The organism is Actinomadura oligospora ATCC 43269 (assembly GCF_000518265.1).
Classification (GTDB): Bacteria; Actinomycetota; Actinomycetes; order Streptosporangiales; family Streptosporangiaceae; genus Spirillospora; species Spirillospora oligospora.
Window position 1 is genome coordinate 60,617 of sequence record NZ_JADG01000022.1, and the last position, 18,145, is coordinate 78,761.

Annotated in this window: 18 protein-coding genes and 1 pseudogene; 3 read left to right on the top strand and 16 right to left on the bottom strand. The window is 72.8% G+C overall.

Annotation, left to right across the window (positions count from 1 at the left end; all coding sequences use genetic code 11):
* Positions 1 to 7: 7 nt before the first annotated feature.
* The 6 genes and pseudogenes from P696_RS0129415 to P696_RS58420 form a co-directional block, all read right to left on the bottom strand.
* Positions 8 to 2,446: an HAD-IC family P-type ATPase gene (locus P696_RS0129415; RefSeq protein WP_084338380.1), complete on the bottom strand. Its 2,439-nt coding sequence runs from the start codon at positions 2,444 to 2,446 to the stop codon at positions 8 to 10.
* Between the two features lie 295 nt (positions 2,447 to 2,741).
* A pseudogene (plsX, locus tag P696_RS48950) lies at positions 2,742 to 3,737 on the bottom strand (phosphate acyltransferase PlsX); the annotation flags it as partial.
* A gap of 334 nt (positions 3,738 to 4,071) precedes the next feature.
* A complete protein-coding gene (locus P696_RS0129425; protein WP_051468338.1) occupies positions 4,072 to 4,557 on the bottom strand; it encodes a hypothetical protein in 486 nt (161 codons plus the stop codon).
* 214 nt (positions 4,558 to 4,771) lie between these two features.
* Entirely contained in the window at positions 4,772 to 5,170 is a 399-nt protein-coding gene (locus P696_RS48955; protein WP_245627858.1) for a hypothetical protein, read from the bottom strand.
* Positions 5,167 to 6,093, bottom strand: coding sequence for an alpha/beta fold hydrolase (locus P696_RS0129435; protein WP_245627859.1), 927 nt, complete (start codon positions 6,091 to 6,093; stop codon positions 5,167 to 5,169). The genes P696_RS48955 and P696_RS0129435 overlap by 4 nt, the downstream gene beginning before the upstream one ends.
* The gene (locus P696_RS58420) at positions 6,090 to 7,172 is read right to left on the bottom strand and encodes a DUF998 domain-containing protein (RefSeq protein ID WP_245627860.1); all 1,083 of its coding nucleotides are present in this window, start codon (positions 7,170 to 7,172) and stop codon (positions 6,090 to 6,092) included. The genes P696_RS0129435 and P696_RS58420 overlap by 4 nt, the downstream gene beginning before the upstream one ends.
* Before the next feature lie 648 nt (positions 7,173 to 7,820).
* On the opposite strand from P696_RS58420, the gene P696_RS0129445 reads away from it, so the two are divergent.
* Positions 7,821 to 9,131: a KamA family radical SAM protein gene (locus P696_RS0129445; protein WP_034487700.1), complete on the top strand. Its 1,311-nt coding sequence runs from the start codon at positions 7,821 to 7,823 to the stop codon at positions 9,129 to 9,131.
* Between the two features lie 178 nt (positions 9,132 to 9,309).
* Here P696_RS0129445 and P696_RS0129450 read toward each other — a convergent pair whose 3' ends face one another.
* Positions 9,310 to 10,518 (bottom strand): MFS transporter, encoded by a 1,209-nt coding sequence (locus P696_RS0129450; protein ID WP_026415135.1) that lies wholly within the window; start codon positions 10,516 to 10,518, stop codon positions 9,310 to 9,312.
* A 109-nt stretch (positions 10,519 to 10,627) separates the two neighbouring features.
* Here P696_RS0129450 and P696_RS0129455 point away from each other — a divergent pair, with 109 nt between their 5' ends.
* Positions 10,628 to 11,569 carry an ArsR/SmtB family transcription factor gene (locus P696_RS0129455; RefSeq protein WP_245627861.1) on the top strand — a complete coding sequence of 314 codons (942 nt, stop codon included), beginning with the start codon at positions 10,628 to 10,630 and terminating at the stop codon, positions 11,567 to 11,569.
* A 9-nt stretch (positions 11,570 to 11,578) separates the two neighbouring features.
* On the opposite strand, the gene P696_RS48965 is transcribed toward P696_RS0129455, so the two are convergent.
* The 8 genes from P696_RS48965 to P696_RS0129495 form a co-directional block, all read right to left on the bottom strand.
* Positions 11,579 to 12,643, bottom strand: coding sequence for a sensor histidine kinase (locus P696_RS48965; protein WP_157429989.1), 1,065 nt, complete (start codon positions 12,641 to 12,643; stop codon positions 11,579 to 11,581).
* A gap of 59 nt (positions 12,644 to 12,702) precedes the next feature.
* A complete protein-coding gene (locus tag P696_RS0129465) occupies positions 12,703 to 13,350 on the bottom strand; it encodes a response regulator (protein ID WP_026415137.1) in 648 nt (215 codons plus the stop codon).
* A 39-nt stretch (positions 13,351 to 13,389) separates the two neighbouring features.
* Complete coding sequence (locus tag P696_RS0129470; RefSeq protein ID WP_026415138.1) at positions 13,390 to 14,133, bottom strand: hypothetical protein; 744 nt, start codon at positions 14,131 to 14,133, stop codon at positions 13,390 to 13,392.
* Complete coding sequence (locus P696_RS0129475) at positions 14,130 to 14,822, bottom strand: ABC transporter ATP-binding protein (protein ID WP_026415139.1); 693 nt, start codon at positions 14,820 to 14,822, stop codon at positions 14,130 to 14,132. The genes P696_RS0129470 and P696_RS0129475 overlap by 4 nt, the downstream gene beginning before the upstream one ends.
* Positions 14,823 to 14,938: 116 nt before the next feature.
* Complete coding sequence (locus tag P696_RS0129480) at positions 14,939 to 15,352, bottom strand: hypothetical protein (protein WP_026415140.1); 414 nt, start codon at positions 15,350 to 15,352, stop codon at positions 14,939 to 14,941.
* Positions 15,353 to 15,414: 62 nt separating this feature from the next.
* Positions 15,415 to 16,215 carry an alpha/beta fold hydrolase gene (locus P696_RS48970; RefSeq protein WP_051468340.1) on the bottom strand — a complete coding sequence of 267 codons (801 nt, stop codon included), beginning with the start codon at positions 16,213 to 16,215 and terminating at the stop codon, positions 15,415 to 15,417.
* Positions 16,216 to 16,247: 32 nt separating this feature from the next.
* On the bottom strand, positions 16,248 to 16,568 hold the full coding sequence (locus tag P696_RS0129490; protein ID WP_026415141.1) for a DMT family transporter: 321 nt from the start codon (positions 16,566 to 16,568) through the stop codon (positions 16,248 to 16,250).
* A gap of 45 nt (positions 16,569 to 16,613) precedes the next feature.
* Positions 16,614 to 16,949: a DMT family transporter gene (locus P696_RS0129495; protein WP_026415142.1), complete on the bottom strand. Its 336-nt coding sequence runs from the start codon at positions 16,947 to 16,949 to the stop codon at positions 16,614 to 16,616.
* Positions 16,950 to 17,022: 73 nt separating this feature from the next.
* On the opposite strand from P696_RS0129495, the gene P696_RS48975 reads away from it, so the two are divergent.
* Positions 17,023 to 17,508 carry a MarR family winged helix-turn-helix transcriptional regulator gene (locus tag P696_RS48975; protein ID WP_245627863.1) on the top strand — a complete coding sequence of 162 codons (486 nt, stop codon included), beginning with the start codon at positions 17,023 to 17,025 and terminating at the stop codon, positions 17,506 to 17,508.
* A gap of 47 nt (positions 17,509 to 17,555) precedes the next feature.
* Here P696_RS48975 and P696_RS0129505 read toward each other — a convergent pair whose 3' ends face one another.
* Positions 17,556 to 18,065 carry a YbhB/YbcL family Raf kinase inhibitor-like protein gene (locus P696_RS0129505; RefSeq protein ID WP_211245890.1) on the bottom strand — a complete coding sequence of 170 codons (510 nt, stop codon included), beginning with the start codon at positions 18,063 to 18,065 and terminating at the stop codon, positions 17,556 to 17,558.
* Between the last annotated feature and the right edge of the window lie 80 nt (positions 18,066 to 18,145).

Consider the following 18,145-nt stretch of genomic DNA (forward strand, 5'->3'; position numbering starts at 1 on the left):
CTCAAGGTTAACGGCGTGTGGGTGTGGATCCGGTAATGGTTTGCTGTTTGAGGCCCTTGAGCACGAGCGTCAGCAGGACGGCCGCGATCGCGGCTATGCCGAGCCCGTAGGCGTCGTTGACGAAGTTGTCCGGCCGCAGCGCGAAGAAATGCCTCAGCCAGGGGACCGCGAGGACGATCAGGAAGGCCGCTCCCATCGCCGCGACCAGCCCGAGCCGCCACCAGTTCCACGGCCGGGCGATCAGCACCAGGACCCACAGGGCCAGCAGGAACAGCGAGATCGTCGAGGAGGACGAATCCTCCTCGAAGGAGCTGTTGAGGTTGCGGGTGGCGATCCAGTAGCCCGCGAACGTCGCGACGCCGCAGGCCACCCCGGCCGGGATCGCGAACCGCAGGACGCGCGGCACGAAACCGGGCCGGGCGCGTTCGGCGTTGGGCGCGAGGGCCAGGAAGAACGCCGGGACGCCGATGGTCAGCGTGCTGATCAGGGTGAGGTGCCGAGGCAGGAACGGGAACCGCACGTGCATGAGCCCGACCAGCACCGACAGGATGATCGAGTAGACCGTCTTGGTGAGGAACAGGTTGGCGACCCGCTCGATGTTGCCGAGCACCCGCCGCCCCTCGCCGACCACGTACGGCAGGGTCGAGAACCGGTTGTCGAGCAGGACGATCTGCGCGACGGCGCGGGTGGCGTCGCTGCCGGAGCCCATGGCGATGCCGAGGTCGGCGTCCTTCAGCGCGAGGACGTCGTTGACGCCGTCGCCGGTCATCGCGACCGTGTGGCCCCTGGCCTGCAGGGCCGCGACCATGTCGCGCTTCTGCTGGGGGGTGACGCGGCCGAACACCGAGTTGGCCTCCAGCACCCCGGCCATCTCCTCGACGCCGGACGGCAGGGACCGGGCGTCCACGGGGTGCTCGGCGGACGCCAGGCCCAGCGTGGACGCGATCGCGCCCACCGACGCCGGGTTGTCCCCGGAGATGACCTTGACCTTGACGCCCTGCCGGTCGAAGTAGGCGAGGGTCTCCTTGGCGTCCGGGCGGATGCGCTGGCGCAGCACGACCAGCAGCGCGGGCCGGGCGGTCGCGGCGACGTCGAGCCGGTCGGGCTCGGCGAACGCGCCGTCCGGGACCCGGACGAGCGCGAGGACGCGCAGCCCGGTGGAGCCGAGGTCCTCGGCCTTGGTGCGGGCCGGGTCGTCGGCGGAGAGCAGCACGTCGGCCGCGCCGATCACCCAGCTGCCCCGCCCGGCGAAGGACGCCCCGCTCCACTTGCGCGCGGACGAGAACGGGACGGCGGTCTCGCGCGTCCAGCCGGGATCGGCGATGTCGAGGCCGTCCCGGACGGCCAGCATCGTGGCGTTCGGGTCGGGGTCGGTGCGCGCGAGCGCGGCGAGCGCCCGGTCGCCGGGGAGGTCGTCGTCGAGCGGGACGATCTGGTCGAGGTCCATGCCCGGCTCGGTGAGCGTGCCGGTCTTGTCGACGCACAGCACGTCCACGCGGGCGAGGCCCTCGATCGCGGGAAGCTCCTGCACCAGCGTCTGCCGCCGCCCCAGCCGGACGACGCCGACCGCGAACGCGATGCTGGTCATCAGCACCAGGCCCTCGGGGATCATGGTCACCACGCCCGCGACCGCCCCGGTCACGGCGTTCGACGCCCCGCCCGCCGACCGGAACTGGCTGACGAACAGCAGGATCGCGGTCGGGACGATCAGCCAGGTGACGTACTTGAGGAACCGGTTGATGCCGTCCATCAACTCCGAGCGGGTGAGGGTGAACCGGCTGGCCTCCTCGGTGAGCCGGGCGGCGTAGGCGTCCCCGCCGACCTTCGCGGCGGTGAACGCGCCGCTGCCCGCGACCACGAAGCTGCCCGACTGCAGCTCGTCGCCGGGCCGCTTGTGGACGGGGTCGGCCTCGCCGGTGAGCAGCGACTCGTCCACCTCCAGGCCGCTGGAGGAGACCACCGGGCCGTCCACGACGATCTTGTCGCCGGTGCCGAGCGTGATCAGGTCGCCCTGGACGACCTCCTGCTGGTGCAGCTCGCGGGCCTCGCCGTCGCGGACGACGCTCACCTGCGCCTCGCCGACCACGGCGAGCCGGTCGAGCGTGCGCTTGGCCCGTAGCTCCTGGATGATGCCGATCGCCGAGTTGGCGACGATGATGCCGCCGAACAGGCCGTCCTGCCATGCCCCGAAGATCATCACCAGCGCGAACAGGCTGCCGATCAGGGCGTTGAAGCGGGTGAGCACATTGGCTCGGACGATCTCCCCGACCGACCGGCTGGTGTTCTGCGGCACGTCGTTGACCCGCCCCGCCGCCACCCGCTCCCGAACCTGCGCCTCACTGAGCCCCCGCGGACTCACTCCACCTGGGCCGCTCGAAGGCGGGTCGGCGTGGTCCGGTGTGGCCGGAGTCGGGCCGTCCGGTGCGGCGTGCTGCGGTTCCGTCATCGTCCCCCCGTTGTTGCCCCATTCCCCATGATCGACTGGGACGACCGCGAGGGGCTCAGCGGCCCCCGGCGCCCCGCTCCGGCCGGTCGGCCGGGTGCCCCGTGGCCGGTCGCGCCGCCGTGTCGGCGTCCGCGTCCGGCCTCCGTTCGTCCTCACCCTGTTCAACGGGTGACGGCGGAGAAACGTTGGGGTCGTTCGTGTCGGGAATTTCACGCGGCCCGGGCTCGTCCGGTTCGCCGGGTTTCCGGGCGTCCCTGCCCTCCCGCGCGCCGTCCTTGGACGCGTCGTGGTTGCCGTGCGGCCAGCGCGGGAACCGGGACGTCCTCGTCGCCGCGACCTGGTCGCGGATGCGCTCCACGATGCGTCCCGCCGCCAGCTCGTGCGCGAGCAGGCAGGCCGAGGTGACCGCGCGGGCCTCCGACGCGCCGTGCGCGATGATCACGGTGCCGTTCAGGCCGAGCAGGACGCCGCCGCCGTAGGTGTCGGAGTCGAACCGGTCCTTCAGCTCGGTGAGCTTGCGGCGCTGGAGCAGCGCGCCCACCCGGGCCGTCCGGGACGAGGTGACCGCCTCCCGGAGCTCCCCGAACGCCGTCCGGACGGTGCCCTCCAGGGTCTTCAGCGCGACGTTCCCGGTGAAGCCGTCGGTGACGATCACGTCCACCTTCCCGGCGAGCAGGTCGTGGCCCTCGACGTTCCCGGCGAACTCCACGCCGTTGTGACCGGACGCCAGCAGCTCGTGCGCGCGCTTGGCGAGCTTGTTGCCCTTGCCCGCCTCGGAGCCGATGTTGAGCAGCCCCACGCGCGGGCGCGCGAGGCCCAGCCGGATCTGCGCGTAGGCGGTGCCGAGCGCGGCGAACTGCACCAGCGTCTCCGGCTTCACGTCCGCGGTCGCGCCCGCGTCCAGCAGGACGGTCGGACGCGGGCGCGTGGGGAGCGTCACCGCGATCGCGGGCTTCATCACGCCCTGCTGGCCCTTCAGGCGCAGCCGGGACGTCGCGACCACACCGGCCGTCGACCCGGCCGAGACCAGCGCGGACGCCCGGCCCTGCTTCACCAGGTGGCAGGCGATCGCGACGGACGAGCGGGGTTTGCGCCAGCTCGCGAGCGCGCCCTCGCCCATGTCGAGCGCCTCGTCCGCGTGCACGATCGGGATCTCACCGGCGATGCCGAGCCGGTCGAGCCGGGCCCGGATCCGCGGGGCCTGTCCCACCAGGACGACCCGCACGCCGTGCTCGCGGAAAGCCTCCACCGCGCCGTCGATGATCTCGTCGGGCGCGTGGTCGCCGCCCATCGTGTCCACGGCGATCGGCGCGGGCCGGAGACGTGGGTCGGCCGTCACCACGCGCGCCCGCGCGTCGTTGGCCTCTCGTGCGCGCGCGTCCGCCGCCGGTTGGGTGCCGCCAGTCGGCGAGGGCCGTGCCTGCTCGCCTTTGCCGGTCATCAGCACTCCAGAAGGGACGGGGAGAAACACGCCGCGCCGCGACGGGGCAGCTCATCGCATGCTATCCAGCGATCGGCGAGCCCCCGTCGTCCCCACCCCGCGCCCCACCGTCCCTCGACCCCGGAGTCGGTCGGGACCTGGCCTGAGGCGCGTTCGAGCGCCCGCGCGCCGGTCCTGGGGCGGGTCAGCTCTTCTTGCGGCAGTCGGCGCCGAGGCAGGTGGCGTTCTGCACCAGGGGACGGCCGTTCACCAGGATCGTGTAGTACTGGTCCTGGGTGGCGCCCTCGCCCGCTCCGATGATCTGCACCCGCTGGTGGTCGGACGTGCTGGAGGTGCAGTTCACCCGCATCTTCCTCTTTGTCCACCCCAGGGAGTCCGCGCAGGTCAGGGTCGATTTCAGGGAGACGCCGCGGTGCGCGAGCTCCTCCCCGCCGGCGCGCGCCACTCCGGTGCGCAGCGCGTTCTGGGACTTGTAGCGCAGCTCCTTGGTGTCGTGGAACGCCAGGTAGGCGAGGCCCGCGGCGCCCACGGCGACCACGATGCCCACCGTTCCGAGGACCAGGGCCTTCGCCCGGCCCTTGAACAGGCCCCTGAACAGGGCCTTGACCCGGCCTGGGATCAAGGCCTTCATCCGGCCCACGACCAGGGCCCTCATCCGCGAGATCTTCACGGCTGTAACGTCACCACTCGGGCACCCGGCCACGCCTGGGCGGCCCCGGATTTTTGTCGATCATGCGATCTCGTTGCGAGCCCTTCACGCCCGGCCCGGCGTGTCGCCGACGACACCAGGGCCAGAAGTCGGTCGGACGCAGGCCGGACTCGGGGACGCCCAGCGGTCTGTGGGACGTGCAGGCGGAGCGCTGCCGCGCCCGGAAGCGGACGTGTCAGACCGAGCGGTGGCAGCCGGTGCCGAGGCAGTCGCGGTCGATCAGCACCCGACCGCCGACGGTCACCTGGTAGCGCTCATGCGGCGTGGACGTGTCGGCGGACGCGACCGTCCCGCTGATCTCGACGGGCTCGCCGGTGGTGGTGCGCGCCATGCAGGTGATCCGCACCTCGTCGAACGCGCCGGTCGGGGGCGTGCTGCACACGGGACGCCTCTGCAGCTGGACGCCCTTGGCGCGCAGGTCGGCGATCGCGCCGTCCGCGACCGCGTTGCGGTACGCGCCCTCGGAGATCCGCTGCATCACGCCGCATCCGCTCAGGCCCGCCACCGTGAGGCCCGCGACGACCGTCACGCCCACCCGGCGCGCCCGGGCTCCCGTGCGAGCACTCCACCTCATCGGACGATCCCGTGGGCGCGGTCGACGGCGTCCGCGACGGCGTCGGGACGGTCGAACTGGACCATGTGCGGACAATCCGGGAGATCGACCTGGTTGCCGAGCGGGGACATCCCGGCGAGGCGGCGGTGGCAGCCCGTCCACTCCAGTGCGTCGCCCGCGTCGGCGAGCGCGGTCAGCACCTCCAGCGGGACGTCCGGGAGGGGACGGCGCGCGCGCAGGGCCAGCAGGTCGGCGGCGGCCTCGCGGTAGGCGACGTCCTCCGCGATCACGGTGCCGAGCACCGCGCCGCGCCCGTACACCGACCGGACGACCTCCGGCGGCACCGGCTCGCCCCGCCCGGTCACCTGTTTCAGCGTGACGCGCCGTCCGAACGGGCCGATCACGCGGGAGAGCCGGGTCGCCTCCAGGCCCGCGCCCGTCGCGCGCAGCACCGGGTGGACGGCCGCGCTGATCCGTAGCCCGGCGCAGTTGACGCGTTCCTCGCAGCTCGGGTCGACCAGCACGAGCGCGCGCACGAGCTCCGGATAGAGCCGGGCCAGCCCCTCCGCGTGGAATCCGGCCATCGAGTGCGCGACGACGGTCACCGGGCCGCCGCTCGTGCGCGCGAGGTCGGCGAGGACGGCCACGTCCCGGCGCAGGCTCGCCGGACGGCGCGCCGCGGGGCTCAGCCCGAGCCCCGGACGGTCGAACGCGAGGACCCGGTACCGGTCGCTGAGCAGGGCGATGACCGGCTCCCAGTCGAACCAGGCCCCGCCGAGGCCCGTGCTGAGCAGCAGTGTCGGCGCGTCCGGCGGCCCGGACTCGACGACGTGCACGCGTTCGCCCCCGGCCACGGCGATGCGCCCGCCCTCGGCGACCGGCTCGTCCGCCGTGTCGGCCCACTCCGCCGGTACCCGCTGGCTTGCCTGTTCGCTGCTTGTCACAGGGACGTCGTCTCCCTCGCCTGGACGGGACGGGCGTGCGGCGCGCGCCGCGCGGCGCGCCAGTCGGCCCAGAGCGCCCACGCGATGGTGAGCAGGCCGAGACACAGGATGCTGATCTGGATCCGCTGCAGGATGCCGAGCCACTCGCCCGCCACCATCGCCCCCACCGTGCCGAGCGCGAACACCGCCTCGACCACCGCGAGCAGCCAGCCGAACCGGGCCAGCGCGGGCCACCAGCCGTACCGGCGGGCCGCGATGGACAGCGTGAGCAGCGCCGCGACCCCGCAGGCGATCACCGCGCTGCTGGTCACCGAGTGGAACGAGTGTGAGAAGGACACCTGGTCGGCGCGCTCGCGCAGCGCGCACCAGGTCTCGAGGCTGGGCGCGCAGTCGAGCGGGAACAGGGCGTCCCCGATGGCGCAGAGCCCGAACAGGCCGAGGAAGGTCCAGCCGACCGTGCTCCAGAACCGGCGGCGCAGCGTGGCGAGCGCGGTGCCCGCGACGAGGATCGACAGCACCCCGGTGACCAGGTCGCCGCCGCTGTAGACCAGGTGGAACGGCTGGTCGCGCGCGGAGAGCTCGCTGACGTAGCCGTTCACGACGTCCAGCGAGGGGCTCAGCAGGTGCTCGAGCATGAACGTGGCGTAGCTGACCCCGGCCACCGCCGCGAGCAGCGCCGCGAACAGCGGCGCCACGCCGGGCCGCACCGCCGCCGTCCCCGCATGCGGCGCCCGCGCCCCCGCCTCCTCGGCGGACCGGGCTGTCTCGACCTCCCGGGCAGTCCCGGCCTCCTGGACGGTCGCGGATTCTTGGACGGTCCTGGATTTCTGGACGGTTCCGCCTTTCAGGACGGTCTCGCCCTTCAGGACGGTCCCGACTTTCGGGACGGTCTCGCGCTCCTGAGCGGTCCCGGATTCCCGGGCGGCCTCAGATCTGCGAGCGGCCTCAGATCTGCGAGCGGCCTCGGACCCCTGTGCGACCTTGGGGTCCTGAGCGATCTCGGACGCCTGAGCGGGTTCGGGCGCCTGGGCGGGTTCTGGTTCTCGGACGGTCTTGGGGTTCTGGGCGTTCGCGTCCAACCGCGCCCCCTCGGTTCGCGCCGCGTCGCTTTCCGTGCTCGCTCGGTCACTGTCCGCGCCCGCCGGGCCGGTTTCCGGACGCGGCGGGTCAGGGGCCCGGCTTGGACGGGGCGTGGCGTCGTTCGGGCGTGTCGGGCGTGGTTCCGGGCGTGCGGCGACCGGGCCGGAGCGGCTCGTGGCCGACGCCTCCGGCCGTGCGTCGTGCCCGGTCGCCTTCACCGGTCCCCCTCAGCGTCGGTCGCGGCCAACAGCACCGGGGCGCCCGCGCGATCCCTCGCGGAGTCGCCCGCACTGCGTCGAACGCCCCGCGCGCACCGAGCGTTCCCTTCGCAAGTATCTCCCCACCAGCATAGGCAGACGGCCCGACTCGCCACTTTTACGCGCCGTAGTCGTTGTACCTGATGCGAGCGGGGGCGCCGTTTCCGGATCGACTTCGGGGAACTCGCGCTGACCTGCATCTTTGTACCGGTTAGGGGGTATCCATTCGGCATGTGCGCATTTTCGACGCTTCAATGGGGGTGGCCCGGACCTGACAGATGACTGTGCGTGACGAAGCGAACCCCCCTGCGGGTCAGGCTTCCCGGACGGTCACGTCCGGTTCAGGCTCCCGCATCCCCGCTGACATCCAAGGAGTACCCACACGTGACGATGGTGAACGACGCGGCTCCCGACACGCGATCCTCTGGTCGCAAGTTCCGCGCCTTCACGGCGAAGCACCTGGACGAGCTGACCGCCCGTGCCGGACTCTCGCCGGACCAGCAGCTCGCGGTACGGGCGGTGGCGACCGTCCTGCCGTTCCGTACGAACGCCTACGTCATCGAGGAGCTCATCGACTGGTCCGCCGCGCCGGACGATCCGATCTACCGGCTGGTCTTCCCGCAGGAGGACATGCTGCCGGAGGAGGACGTCGCGCACCTGGCGGGCCTGCTGCGCCGTGAGGCGCCCAAGGCCGAGGTCGAGGCCGCCGCGCACGCCGTCCGGATGAAGCTCAACCCGCATCCCGCGGGGCAGATGGAGCTCAACATCCCGACGTTCGGCGACGGCAAGATCCCCGGTCTCCAGCACAAGTACGACGAGACCGTTCTGTACTTCCCCAAGCAGGGGCAGACCTGCCACGCGTACTGCACCTACTGCTTCCGCTGGGCGCAGTTCATCGGCGAGGCGGACCTCAAGATGGCCGGTGACGAGCCGGCCCAGCTGCGCGAGTACCTGCTCGCGCACCCCGAGGTGACCAGCGTCCTGTTCACCGGCGGCGACGCCATGATCATGGGCGAGCCGGTGCTGCGCCGCTACCTCGAGCCGCTGCTCGACCTGGAGCAGCTGGAATCGATCCGGATCGGCACCAAGTCGCTGGCGTACTGGCCGCAGAAGTTCGTCACCGACCCGGACGCCGACGAGATGCTGCGGCTGTTCGAGCAGGTCGTCCAGTCGGGCAAGAACCTGGCGTTCATGGCCCACTTCTCGCACCCGCGGGAGCTGGAGCCCCTGATGGTCGCCGAGGCGTGCCGCCGGATCCGCGACACCGGAGCGGTCATCCGGACGCAGGCCCCGCTGATCCGCACGATCAACGACGACCCGAAGGTCTGGGAGGACATGTGGCGCACCCAGACCCGCATGGGCCTGGTGCCCTACTACATGTTCGTGGAGCGTGACACCGGCCCGCAGGACTACTTCGCCGTGCCGCTGGCCGACGCCTACGAGATCTTCCGGGACGCCTACTCGAGCGTCTCCGGCCTGGCCCGGACGGTGCGCGGCCCGTCCATGTCCGCGACGCCCGGCAAGGTCTGCGTGGACGGCGTCCTGGACCTGTTCGGCGAGAAGGTGTTCGCGCTGCACTTCATCCAGGCGCGCGACGCGTCCCTGGTGAACCGGCCGTTCTACGCCAAGTTCGATCCGAACGCGGTCTGGCTGGACGACCTCAAGCCCGCCTTCGCCGACAAGTTCCCCTTCCAGGCGTAGGCACGGGCATGACCGGGGAGTCCGTGGGCGGAACTCCCCGGCCGCCGGCGCCGGGCCCCGGTCGTGACCAGTCGGGGCCCGGTCCAACGACACGCGTGACACGCCGTGTCTCCCTCGCGCGCGAGGGAGAGCCGGACGCGAGCGGCACCGAGCGGCCCCTCGCGCGGGCGCGCGGGGGTCAGCGCAGGTGGCGGGCCAGGGCCAGGGACGCGCATGCCGACGCCAGGCCGAACAGGGACATCGTGACGCCGGGGGAGAGGCCCTCCGCGAGCGCGCCCGCACCGGCCATCGCGCCCGACTGGAGGGTCATCGTGCCCGTGGTGAGCAGGCCGAACGCCTGCCCGCGCCGGTCCTCGGGGACGGCGTCCACGAACCGCTGCTGGATGCTCAGCTCGTAGCTGAGCCCGGCCGCGCCGAGGAGGCCGAGGACGCAGGCGAGCGCGATGCCCGGCCTCAGCAGGAACAGCACCAGCGGCAGCCCGTTCAGCAGTGCCAGCGGCAGCCCGATCCGCTCGCGCGGGCCCGTCGGGACGAACCGTCCGACGACGAGGTTGCCCAGCAGCATCCCGGCGGCGATCGCGGCGAGCACGAAGCCCGCCTGCTCCGGCTTCCCGATGGACGCGGCGTAGGGGATCACCACGCCCTCCGCGCCGGTCGCGAGCGCCGCGGGCAGCCACATCGCGAAGAGGCCGCCGCGCACCACCGGGTCGCGGAACAGCGTCCGGTTGACCCGCCACGTCTCGCGCGCGGCCCCGCCCTCCCGCTCGCCCTGGACGCGCGGCGGGCGGGCCGACAGCCCCACCCGGGCGAGCACGGCCGCGCATCCGGCCGTCCCGCAGGACAGCCAGAGCGTGTTGGACGGTCCCACGGCGGCGATCAGCAGCCCGCCGCACGCCTGCCCGGCGATCTGCGCCCCGCCCGCCGTCATCGTGAAGACGGACCGGCCCAGCACGTAGCCGCCGTCCCCGGGCAGGATCTCGCTGAGCATCGCCCACGTGGACGCGGACGCGAGCGGCATCAGCAGGCCGAGGCCGAACATCACGCACAGCGTGCCGCCGACGGGCAGCACGTCGACGGCGAGCAGGGAGGCCGTCGCCGCCTGGACGAGGTAGACGCCCACGAGCAGGCGGCGCGGCGCGAGCCGGTCGGCGTGCGACAGCAGCAGCGCGCCGCCGATGACGTAGGGGAACATCTCGGCGGTGTAGGCGAGGGCCGCGAGCAGCGGCGATCCGGTTCGCTGGTACACCAGGACGGAGAGCGCGAGCATCCGCACCATGTCGCCGCCGACGAGGATCACCCGGAGCGCGAACAGGACCCGGAACTCGCGGACGGCGAAGATGTCGCGATAGGCGACCGAGGCGGGGGACGTGGTCGAAGTCGTCGTCACGAAACGCACCATCGCGGCATATCGCCGCCGACGCTAAGGTTTCGGGCAGGAGCGAAACATGGCGTGGATCGAGGTCGGTCCAGGGGATGTCACCGCCTCGAGGTTCGCGGTGTCACCCCTGATAGAGGTCACCAGCGCGCTCGGCGTCCTGGCCGGGCGGACCGAGGTCGGCCCGCTGGAGCCCTGGGTGCGGCGCGCGCGCCCGGCGTTCCGCGGGCTGATGGACGACCCGTCGGTGCGGGCGCTGGCCTACCTGCGACGGCGCGGCGGCTACATGGCCGACTTCGTGACGCCGCCGCCCGAACGCGTCCACATCACCCTCGACGAGCAGCTGGCACAGGTCAGGGCCACGCCGCTGGGGCTCGCGCGGCACGAGCTGGCGCAGAACCGGGCGGGTCTCGCCGCGCCGGACCCGGGGGTCCGCGCCGTCCTGGACTCGCCCGAGGTGGTGGCGCTGTTCGCGCACGCCCTGGCCAGGGCCTACGCCGCCCTCATCGCGCCCGACTGGCCCACCATCCGGACGATCTTCGAACGCGACGTCCTGTACCGGGCGGGCCGCTTGGCGGTCTACGGCTGGGCCGAAGCGCTGGCGGGCCTGTCCCCGCGCGTCCACTGGCACCCGTCCGAGACCGGCGGACTGATCGAACTCTCCGGACTGGACGGCCCGCGGGTGACCCTGAACGGCGCCGGACTCCTCTTCCAGCCCTCGGTCTTCGCCGGACTCGGCTACTCGACCGAACCGCCCTGGCGGAACACCCTCTCCTACCGGGCGCGCGGCGTCGCCGTCCTCTGGTCCCGGCACGCGCCGCCGAACGACGGCCTGCCCAAACTCATCGGCCGGACCCGCGCCGAAGTCCTCCGGGCCCTGGACGAGCCGACCACCACGACCCGCCTGTCCGCCCTGCTCACCATGAGCCTCGGCAACGTCGGCGACCATCTGGCCGTCCTGCGCGACTGCGGCCTGGTCGCCCGCGACCGGTACGGACGCGCCGTCCTGTACCGCCGTACCGAGTTGGGCGACGCTCTGCTCAACAGCGAAGTCCCACCCTGAGTCCTGCGGCTAGTAACGCAGAAGCGCCCTGACTTCGAACCCGCCGTCCGGAGTTGACCCGGCCTTGAACTCGCCCTCGTGCGCGAGCGCGCGTTCCCGCATCCCGATCAGCCCGTAGCCGCCACCGGACGTCCCGCCCCGCGCGGGCCCGGTGTCGTGCACCTCGACCTCAACCCGTCCTGGCCGGTTCCGGACAATTACCCGGCACCGCGCGGACGCCTCGGCATGCCGTCCCACGTTCGTGAGCGCCTCCTGGACGATCCGGAACGCCGCCAACTGCACCCCACCCGGAACCTCGTCCTCGTGCAGATCGCCCGGGTGCAGATCGAACCGCGCACCGGCGGCGGCGGCGAGAGCGGGCAGCCCGCCCAGGCCGGGCGTGGGCTCCAGGACGGCCTCCTCGGCGTCCCCTCGCAACACGCCGAGCATCGCCCGCATCTCGCCGAGCGACCTGCGGCTGACCTCCTCGATCACCTCCAGCGCCCGCCGCGCCTCCTCGGGATGCTCGGCCACGACGTGGTTGGCGACCCCGGCCTGGACGGCGATCAGGCCCATTCCGTGCGTCACCACGTCGTGCATCTCGCGCGCGATGCGGAGCCGTTCGTCCGTCCGCGCCCTCTCGATCTCGCGCTCGGCGTTCCGCCGCCGCTCGGCGACGGCCCGTCCCACCGTCCACGCGCCGCCGAGCAGCACCAGCCCGAGCAGCGCGCGCGGCAGGACGGTCCCGACCGCGCCCGCCGGCGCGCCCGCCATCGCCAGGCCCACCGCGCCCGCCGCGGTGAACCCGCCGACGACCCCGGTCGAGGGCCAGCGCGGCGCGATCGGTCCGGACGCGACCGTGTACAGCGCGAGCGCCGCCGCGAGGAACGCGCCCGCGCCGACCGCGATCCCCAGGACCGACATGGCCGCCGACACCGCGAACACCGCGACCGGCCACCGCCGCCGCACGACCAGCGGCGACGCCGCCGCCACCGACACCACCCACGCCTCGGCGTCCAACGGCTGAAGCCCCGCCAGCGGCGGCAGGACGGCCAGCCCGCAGGCCATCGCCACGTCCCAGACCGCGTGCCTCATCGCCCCCACCCCGCCGCCCGGCTCGTCGCCGCCCGTCCGCCTCCGGGGCCACCGGCGTGTCATCGTCCGGCCAGGCCGGACTCGTAGGCCACGATCACCAGCTGGGCGCGGTCGCGCGCGTGGAGCTTGCTCAGCAGCCGTCCGACGTGCGTCTTCACCGTCGGCAGGCTGAGCCGGAGCCGCTCGGCGATCTCGGTGTTGCTCAGCCCCTCGGCGATCAGCCGCAGCACGTCCCGCTCCCGGTCCGTGATCCCGTCGATCGCGACCTCCGACCGTCGCGAGAACGCCTCGACCAGCCGCCGCGCGACGGACGGCGCGAGCATGCTGTCCCCGGACGCCACGACCCGGATCCCCTCCAGCAGGTCCGCCGGACGCGTGTCCTTCAGCAGGAACCCGCTCGCGCCAGCCCGCAGCGCCGCGAACACGTACGCGTCCAGGTCGAACATGGTCAGCACCAGCACCCGCGCGCCGCCCGTCTCCGGGTCGCCGCAGATCCGCCGGGTGGCCTCCACGCCGTCCAGGACGGGCATCCGGACGTCCATGAGCACCACGTCCGGCCGCAGCCGCCGCGCCATCTCCACCGCCCGCTCCCCGTCGCCCGCCTCGCCGACGACCTCGAGGCCGGGCGCGGAGTCGACGAGCAGCCGGAAACTGCCCCGCAGCAACGCCTGGTCCTCCGCGATCAGGACCCGAACCGCCTCGCTCAGAACGCCTCCCCGCCGTCCGGAATGTCGGAAGCGTAGCCCTCAGACGTCCCGTCGCCGCAGCACGGCCAGCCCACCGGCGACCGCCGCGGCCACCCACAACGCCAGCACCGCGCCACCGAGCGCGAGCCCCAGCTCGCCGTGCTCCGGCCGGACGGCCAGCAACCGCGCCCCCGCCCGGTCCGGCAGCAGCCGCGCCACGCGCCGGCTCGACTCGGAGATCGTCAGCAGCTGCGACCCCACGGTGACCAGCGGCAACAGGACCGCCAGCGGCACCAGGGCGTTCTTCGCCATCATCGTGAGCCCGGCGGCGAGCACGCACATCGACGTCAGGAACAGCACGGCCCCGGCCAGCGCCCGCGGCACCCCGCTCTCACCCAGCGACTTCCCGTACGGTCCCAGCGCCACCTGCGTGACCAGGTCGGACACCACCACCGAGAACGCCACGACCGGCAGCGCCGCCACCACGACGGCCAGCAACTTCGCCGCGTGGAACCGCGCCCGCCCCGGCACCGCGAGCAGTGCGGGCCCGAGCGGGTCCCCGGACACGGCCAGCACCCCGAACACGATCAGCGCGAGCATCCCGTACTGGACGCCGTCGAACCCCGCCTGCTGCGCGGTGAAGTCCGGCCGCAGCATCGAGCTGTGGGAGTCGAGCGCCTGCCGTCCGGACAGGCCGTTCAACGCCCCGACCCCGACGCTGACGACCGGGACCAGCGCCAACGCGACGAGCGGCCCCCGGACCGTCCGCAGCTTGACCAGCTCGGCACGCACCAGGTCGATCACCGCACACCACCCGTCAGCCGCAGGAACTCGTCCTCCAGGTCGCCCGTGAACGCGGACGTCTCGGCGTCCGCGACCAGCCGCCCACGGGCGACGACCACCAGCCGGTCGGCCGTCCGGGCCACCTCGCCGATGAGATGACTCGACACGAGAACCGTCCGCCCCTCCGAGGCGAGGCCGCGCAGCAGCCCGCGAAGCCACCGGATGCCTTCGGGGTCGAGTCCGTTCGACGGCTCGTCCAGGATCACGATCGCCGGATCGCCGAGCAGGGCCGCCGCGAGCCCGAGCCGCTGCCGCATCCCCTGCGAGTACCCGCCGACGCGCCGCCGTCCGGCGTCCGCGAGCCCGACCAGTTCCAGCACCTCCCGGACGCGCCGCGCCCCGATCCGCTGGGAGCGCGCGAGCCACAGCAGATGCGCGTACCCACTCCGTCCCCGGTGCGGCGCGGCCGTCTCCAGCAACGCCCCGACCTGGCACAACGGACGGTCCAGCTCCGCGTACCGCCGTCCGCCCACGAGCGCCCGCCCCGCGTCCGGCGAGGCCAGCCCGAGCATCACCCGCATCGTCGTGGACTTCCCGGCCCCGTTGGGACCCAGGAACCCGGTCACCACCCCCGGCCGGGCCGTGAACGACAGATCGTCCACGGCCGAGACCGCCCCGTACCGCTTGCAGAGCCCTTCGACTTCGATCACGCCCCCACGCTCACAGCCTCCGGCTGAGAGCACATCGACCTTAAGTCCCTCAACCCTGAGGACGACGCGGCGGCGCCTGGGACGGCGCTACCTGCGGCCCCTCGACTCCCCGGCTCTCATCCGCGTCGTTCCCCCATGTCCTGCTCGGAGACGACGAGCTGGACGCTTCCGGGGGTGTGACCGCTGGGCGCGAAGGTCACGTACCACGTCCCCTTCACCTCGGCCTGCGGGACGACGTGCTCGTCGAGATCCCAGCCTTCGCCGGGCGCGTTCGCGGAGAGCATGGCGCCGACCAGGCTCGGGGACGCGGGCCACGCCTCCAGTCTCACGGGCAGGTGACGCGCGTCGAGTTCCGCCTGGAGCCGTGCGGGATCGGCCCCCGGATCGCGGACGACGACGTCGACGTACCGTCCGTCCCGGGAGATGCCGAGCGCTTCGGCGGACCGCTGCCCGCCCGGCCAGCCGATCGCCACGGCCACGACCGTCGCCACGGCTCCGACGGCCAGCGCGAACCGCCGCCGGACGCGCACGGCGTTCCGGGCAAGACCAGCTCCTTTCCGACACCCCTCTCATGGCCGGCTCCGCCGATGCATTACAGGCCGCTCCGCGCGCCCGCAGGTCGCCTCTCGCTCCCGTCCCGCTCGGTCAGGAAGGCGCGCACGGCGTCGGCGAAGGGGCCCAGCGCGTCGTGGTGGACGACGTGACCCGCCTCGATCGCGACCAGCCTGGCCACCGGCAGGCGGTCGGCCATCTCACGCGCGTGGGACGCCGACAGCTCGTCGCTGCGCGTGCCGTGGACCAGCAGGGTCGGGCAGGTCAGCGCCTCCCAGTCGGCCCAGTGATCACCGTTGAGCGCCTTCTGGGACGACACCGTGTCGGCGATGTCGAACGAGAGGCCCCAGCCGTCCTCGCGCTGCCGCAGCGAGGTCTCCACATAGGGCGCGAGCGTCCCGAGCGCGGCGACCAGCTCCTCGCGGGAGGCCGCGTGCGTGGGGATCCGCAGCGTGTACTCCCAGTCGGCGTCCACGGCGGCGCCGATGTCCTCCACGATCAGCGCACGCACCCGCTCCGGGTGCCGGGCCGCGAACTGGTAGGCGTTCACACCGCCGAGCGAGTGCCCGAGGGCCACGGCGGGCCCGAGGCCCAGGTGGTCGTGGAAGGCGACGAGATCGGCGACGTAGTCGTCGCGTCCGTAGCCTTCCGCCCGGTCCGATTCACCGTGTCCGCGCTGGTCGAGGGCGATGACGCGCCACTTGGGCGCCAGGGCCCCGGCCAGCGCCGCGAACGCGGACGCCTCGTTGTAGTGGCCGTGGAGGGCGAGCAGCGGTGTCCCCGGGCCGCCGAAGTCCAGGTACGACAGCCGCCGCCCGTCCACGGAGAGGAATTCGCGCATGATCGGAATGCTAGGCCGGGAGGCCCCGGCGGTCACAGGCCGGAGGCGAGCTTCAGGGTGAGCGCCCCGGCGATGATGGCGGCGAAGGACAGGAGCTTGGGGAGGGTGATCCTCTCCTTGTAGATCAGGGCGCCGAACAGGACGGTTCCGATGGAGCCGATGCCGGTCCAGATCGTGTAGCCGACGCTGACGTCCAGGGTGCGGAGGGCGAGGCTGAGGGTGAAGATGCCGCCGCTCGCGGCGAGCAGGGTGAGGACCGAGGGCCACAGGCGGGTGAAGCCGCGGGTCGCGTTGGTGCCGAGGGCGAAGGCGATCTCGAAGACGATGGCGAGCGCCAGGAAGAACCAGGCCATGGGAGGGCTCCGTTCCGGAACGAGGGGGTCAGGACGAGGGAGGGGTCAGGAGGAGGCGGGGGAGAGCTTGTCGGAGAGCTTGAGGCCGAGCACCCCGCCGATGATCAGGACGAAGGCGAGGGCCTTCCAGACCGTCATGGACTCGTGGAAGATCACGGTGCCGAGGGCGACGGTGCCGACCGAGCCGATGCCGGTCCAGACGGTGTAGCCGACCCCGACGTCCAGGGTCTTGAGGGCCTGGCTGAGGAAGTAGATGCCGCCCGCGGCCGCCCCGGCGGTGAGCAGGGACGGCCCCAGCTCGGTGAAGCCGTGGGTGGCGTTGGTGGCGAGCGCGAACACGACCTCGAACACGGACGCGATCAGCAGGTAGATCCAGGCCATCGGGGGCCTCCCAGGTATTTGTATGTATATGCAAGTTCTTGACGAGCAAGAGTATGCATGTACAAGTAAGCTGGTGTCAACGAGCTCGGAGGGGGACGGCGTGATGGCGACGACGCTGCGGGGGCGGGACGACGTGCGGCTGTGGAACCGGGTCCTGGCGCTGCACGCGCGGGTGGAGCAGCGGCTCGGGACCGTCCTGCAGCGGCAGCACGGTCTCGGCCTGTCGGAGTACCGGGCGCTGGCGCTGCTGGCCGAGGCCCCGGACGGCGAACTGCGCATGCAGGACCTCGCCGCCGGTCTCGGGCTCAACCAGAGTTCGGTCACGCGCCTGGTCGGACGGCTCAACGACGCCGGTTTCAGCTACCGCGACCTGTGCCCGGACGACAAGCGCGGCGTCTACACGGTGATCACCGACGCCGGACGGGAGCGTCACCGGCAGGCGGCTCCCGCCTACGAGGAGGTCCTCACCGCGACCCTGGACGAGGCGGAGGAGACGGCCGAGGTGCTCGCCGGTGCCCGCCGGACCAGTGAGGCGGCGAACACCGCGCCCACAAAGTGAAGCGCAGACGGTGAGGACGCCGCGCGGGCGCCCTCACCGGACGGCGGTCACCGGGAGGCGTAGACCGGGACCAGGCTGGCGCGGGCCAGGGTGTGCGCGGTGATGTTGAAGCCGACCGCGGCGGGCATCGTGTCGGACGGGATGCCCAGCGACTCCACGTCCAGCGCGTGGACGGTGAAGACGTAGCGGTGCGGGTCGCCGGGCGGCGGGGCCGCGCCGCCGAACGCCTTGTCGCCGTAGTCGTTGCGGGCCTGGACACCGATCTTGGCGTCGGCGGCGCCCGCTCCGGTGGGCAGCCCGGTCACGTCGGCCGGGACGTCGAACAGGACCCAGTGCCAGAAGCCGGAGCCGGTGGGGGCGTCCGGGTCGTAGCAGGTCACGGCGAAGCTCCTGGTCTCGGCGGGAAAGCCCGACCAGCGGAGCTCCGGCGACACGTTGCCGCCGGAGAACACGTGCTTGTTCGTCAGGTGCGCGCCGTCGGCGATGTCGTCGCTCTCCAGCGTGAACGACGGGACCTGCGGCAGATGCTCGTGCGGGAGCGGCGGCTTACCGGCCATGGTCAGTCCTCCTCCTGATAGCCATATTCCCCATACCTATCAGGCCCCCGCAGTGTCACCGCGCAGCGCTGCACCGGCCC

Bases quoted from the DNA above. Each gene is read 5' to 3' on its own strand.
- P696_RS0129415 (WP_084338380.1), bottom strand. From the start codon at position 2,446: ATGACGGAACCGCAGCACGCCGCACCGGACGGCCCGACTCCGGCCACA.
- P696_RS48955 (WP_245627858.1), bottom strand. From the start codon at position 5,170: ATGAGGTGGAGTGCTCGCACGGGAGCCCGGGCGCGCCGGGTGGGCGTG.
- P696_RS0129445 (WP_034487700.1), top strand. From the start codon at position 7,821: ATGGTGAACGACGCGGCTCCCGACACGCGATCCTCTGGTCGCAAGTTC.
- P696_RS48965 (WP_157429989.1), bottom strand. From the start codon at position 12,643: ATGAGGCACGCGGTCTGGGACGTGGCGATGGCCTGCGGGCTGGCCGTC.
- P696_RS48970 (WP_051468340.1), bottom strand. From the start codon at position 16,215: ATGCGCGAATTCCTCTCCGTGGACGGGCGGCGGCTGTCGTACCTGGAC.
- P696_RS0129490 (WP_026415141.1), bottom strand. From the start codon at position 16,568: ATGGCCTGGTTCTTCCTGGCGCTCGCCATCGTCTTCGAGATCGCCTTC.
- P696_RS0129495 (WP_026415142.1), bottom strand. From the start codon at position 16,949: ATGGCCTGGATCTACCTGCTGATCGCGTCCGTGTTCGAGGTCGTGTTC.
- P696_RS0129505 (WP_211245890.1), bottom strand. From the start codon at position 18,065: ATGGCCGGTAAGCCGCCGCTCCCGCACGAGCATCTGCCGCAGGTCCCG.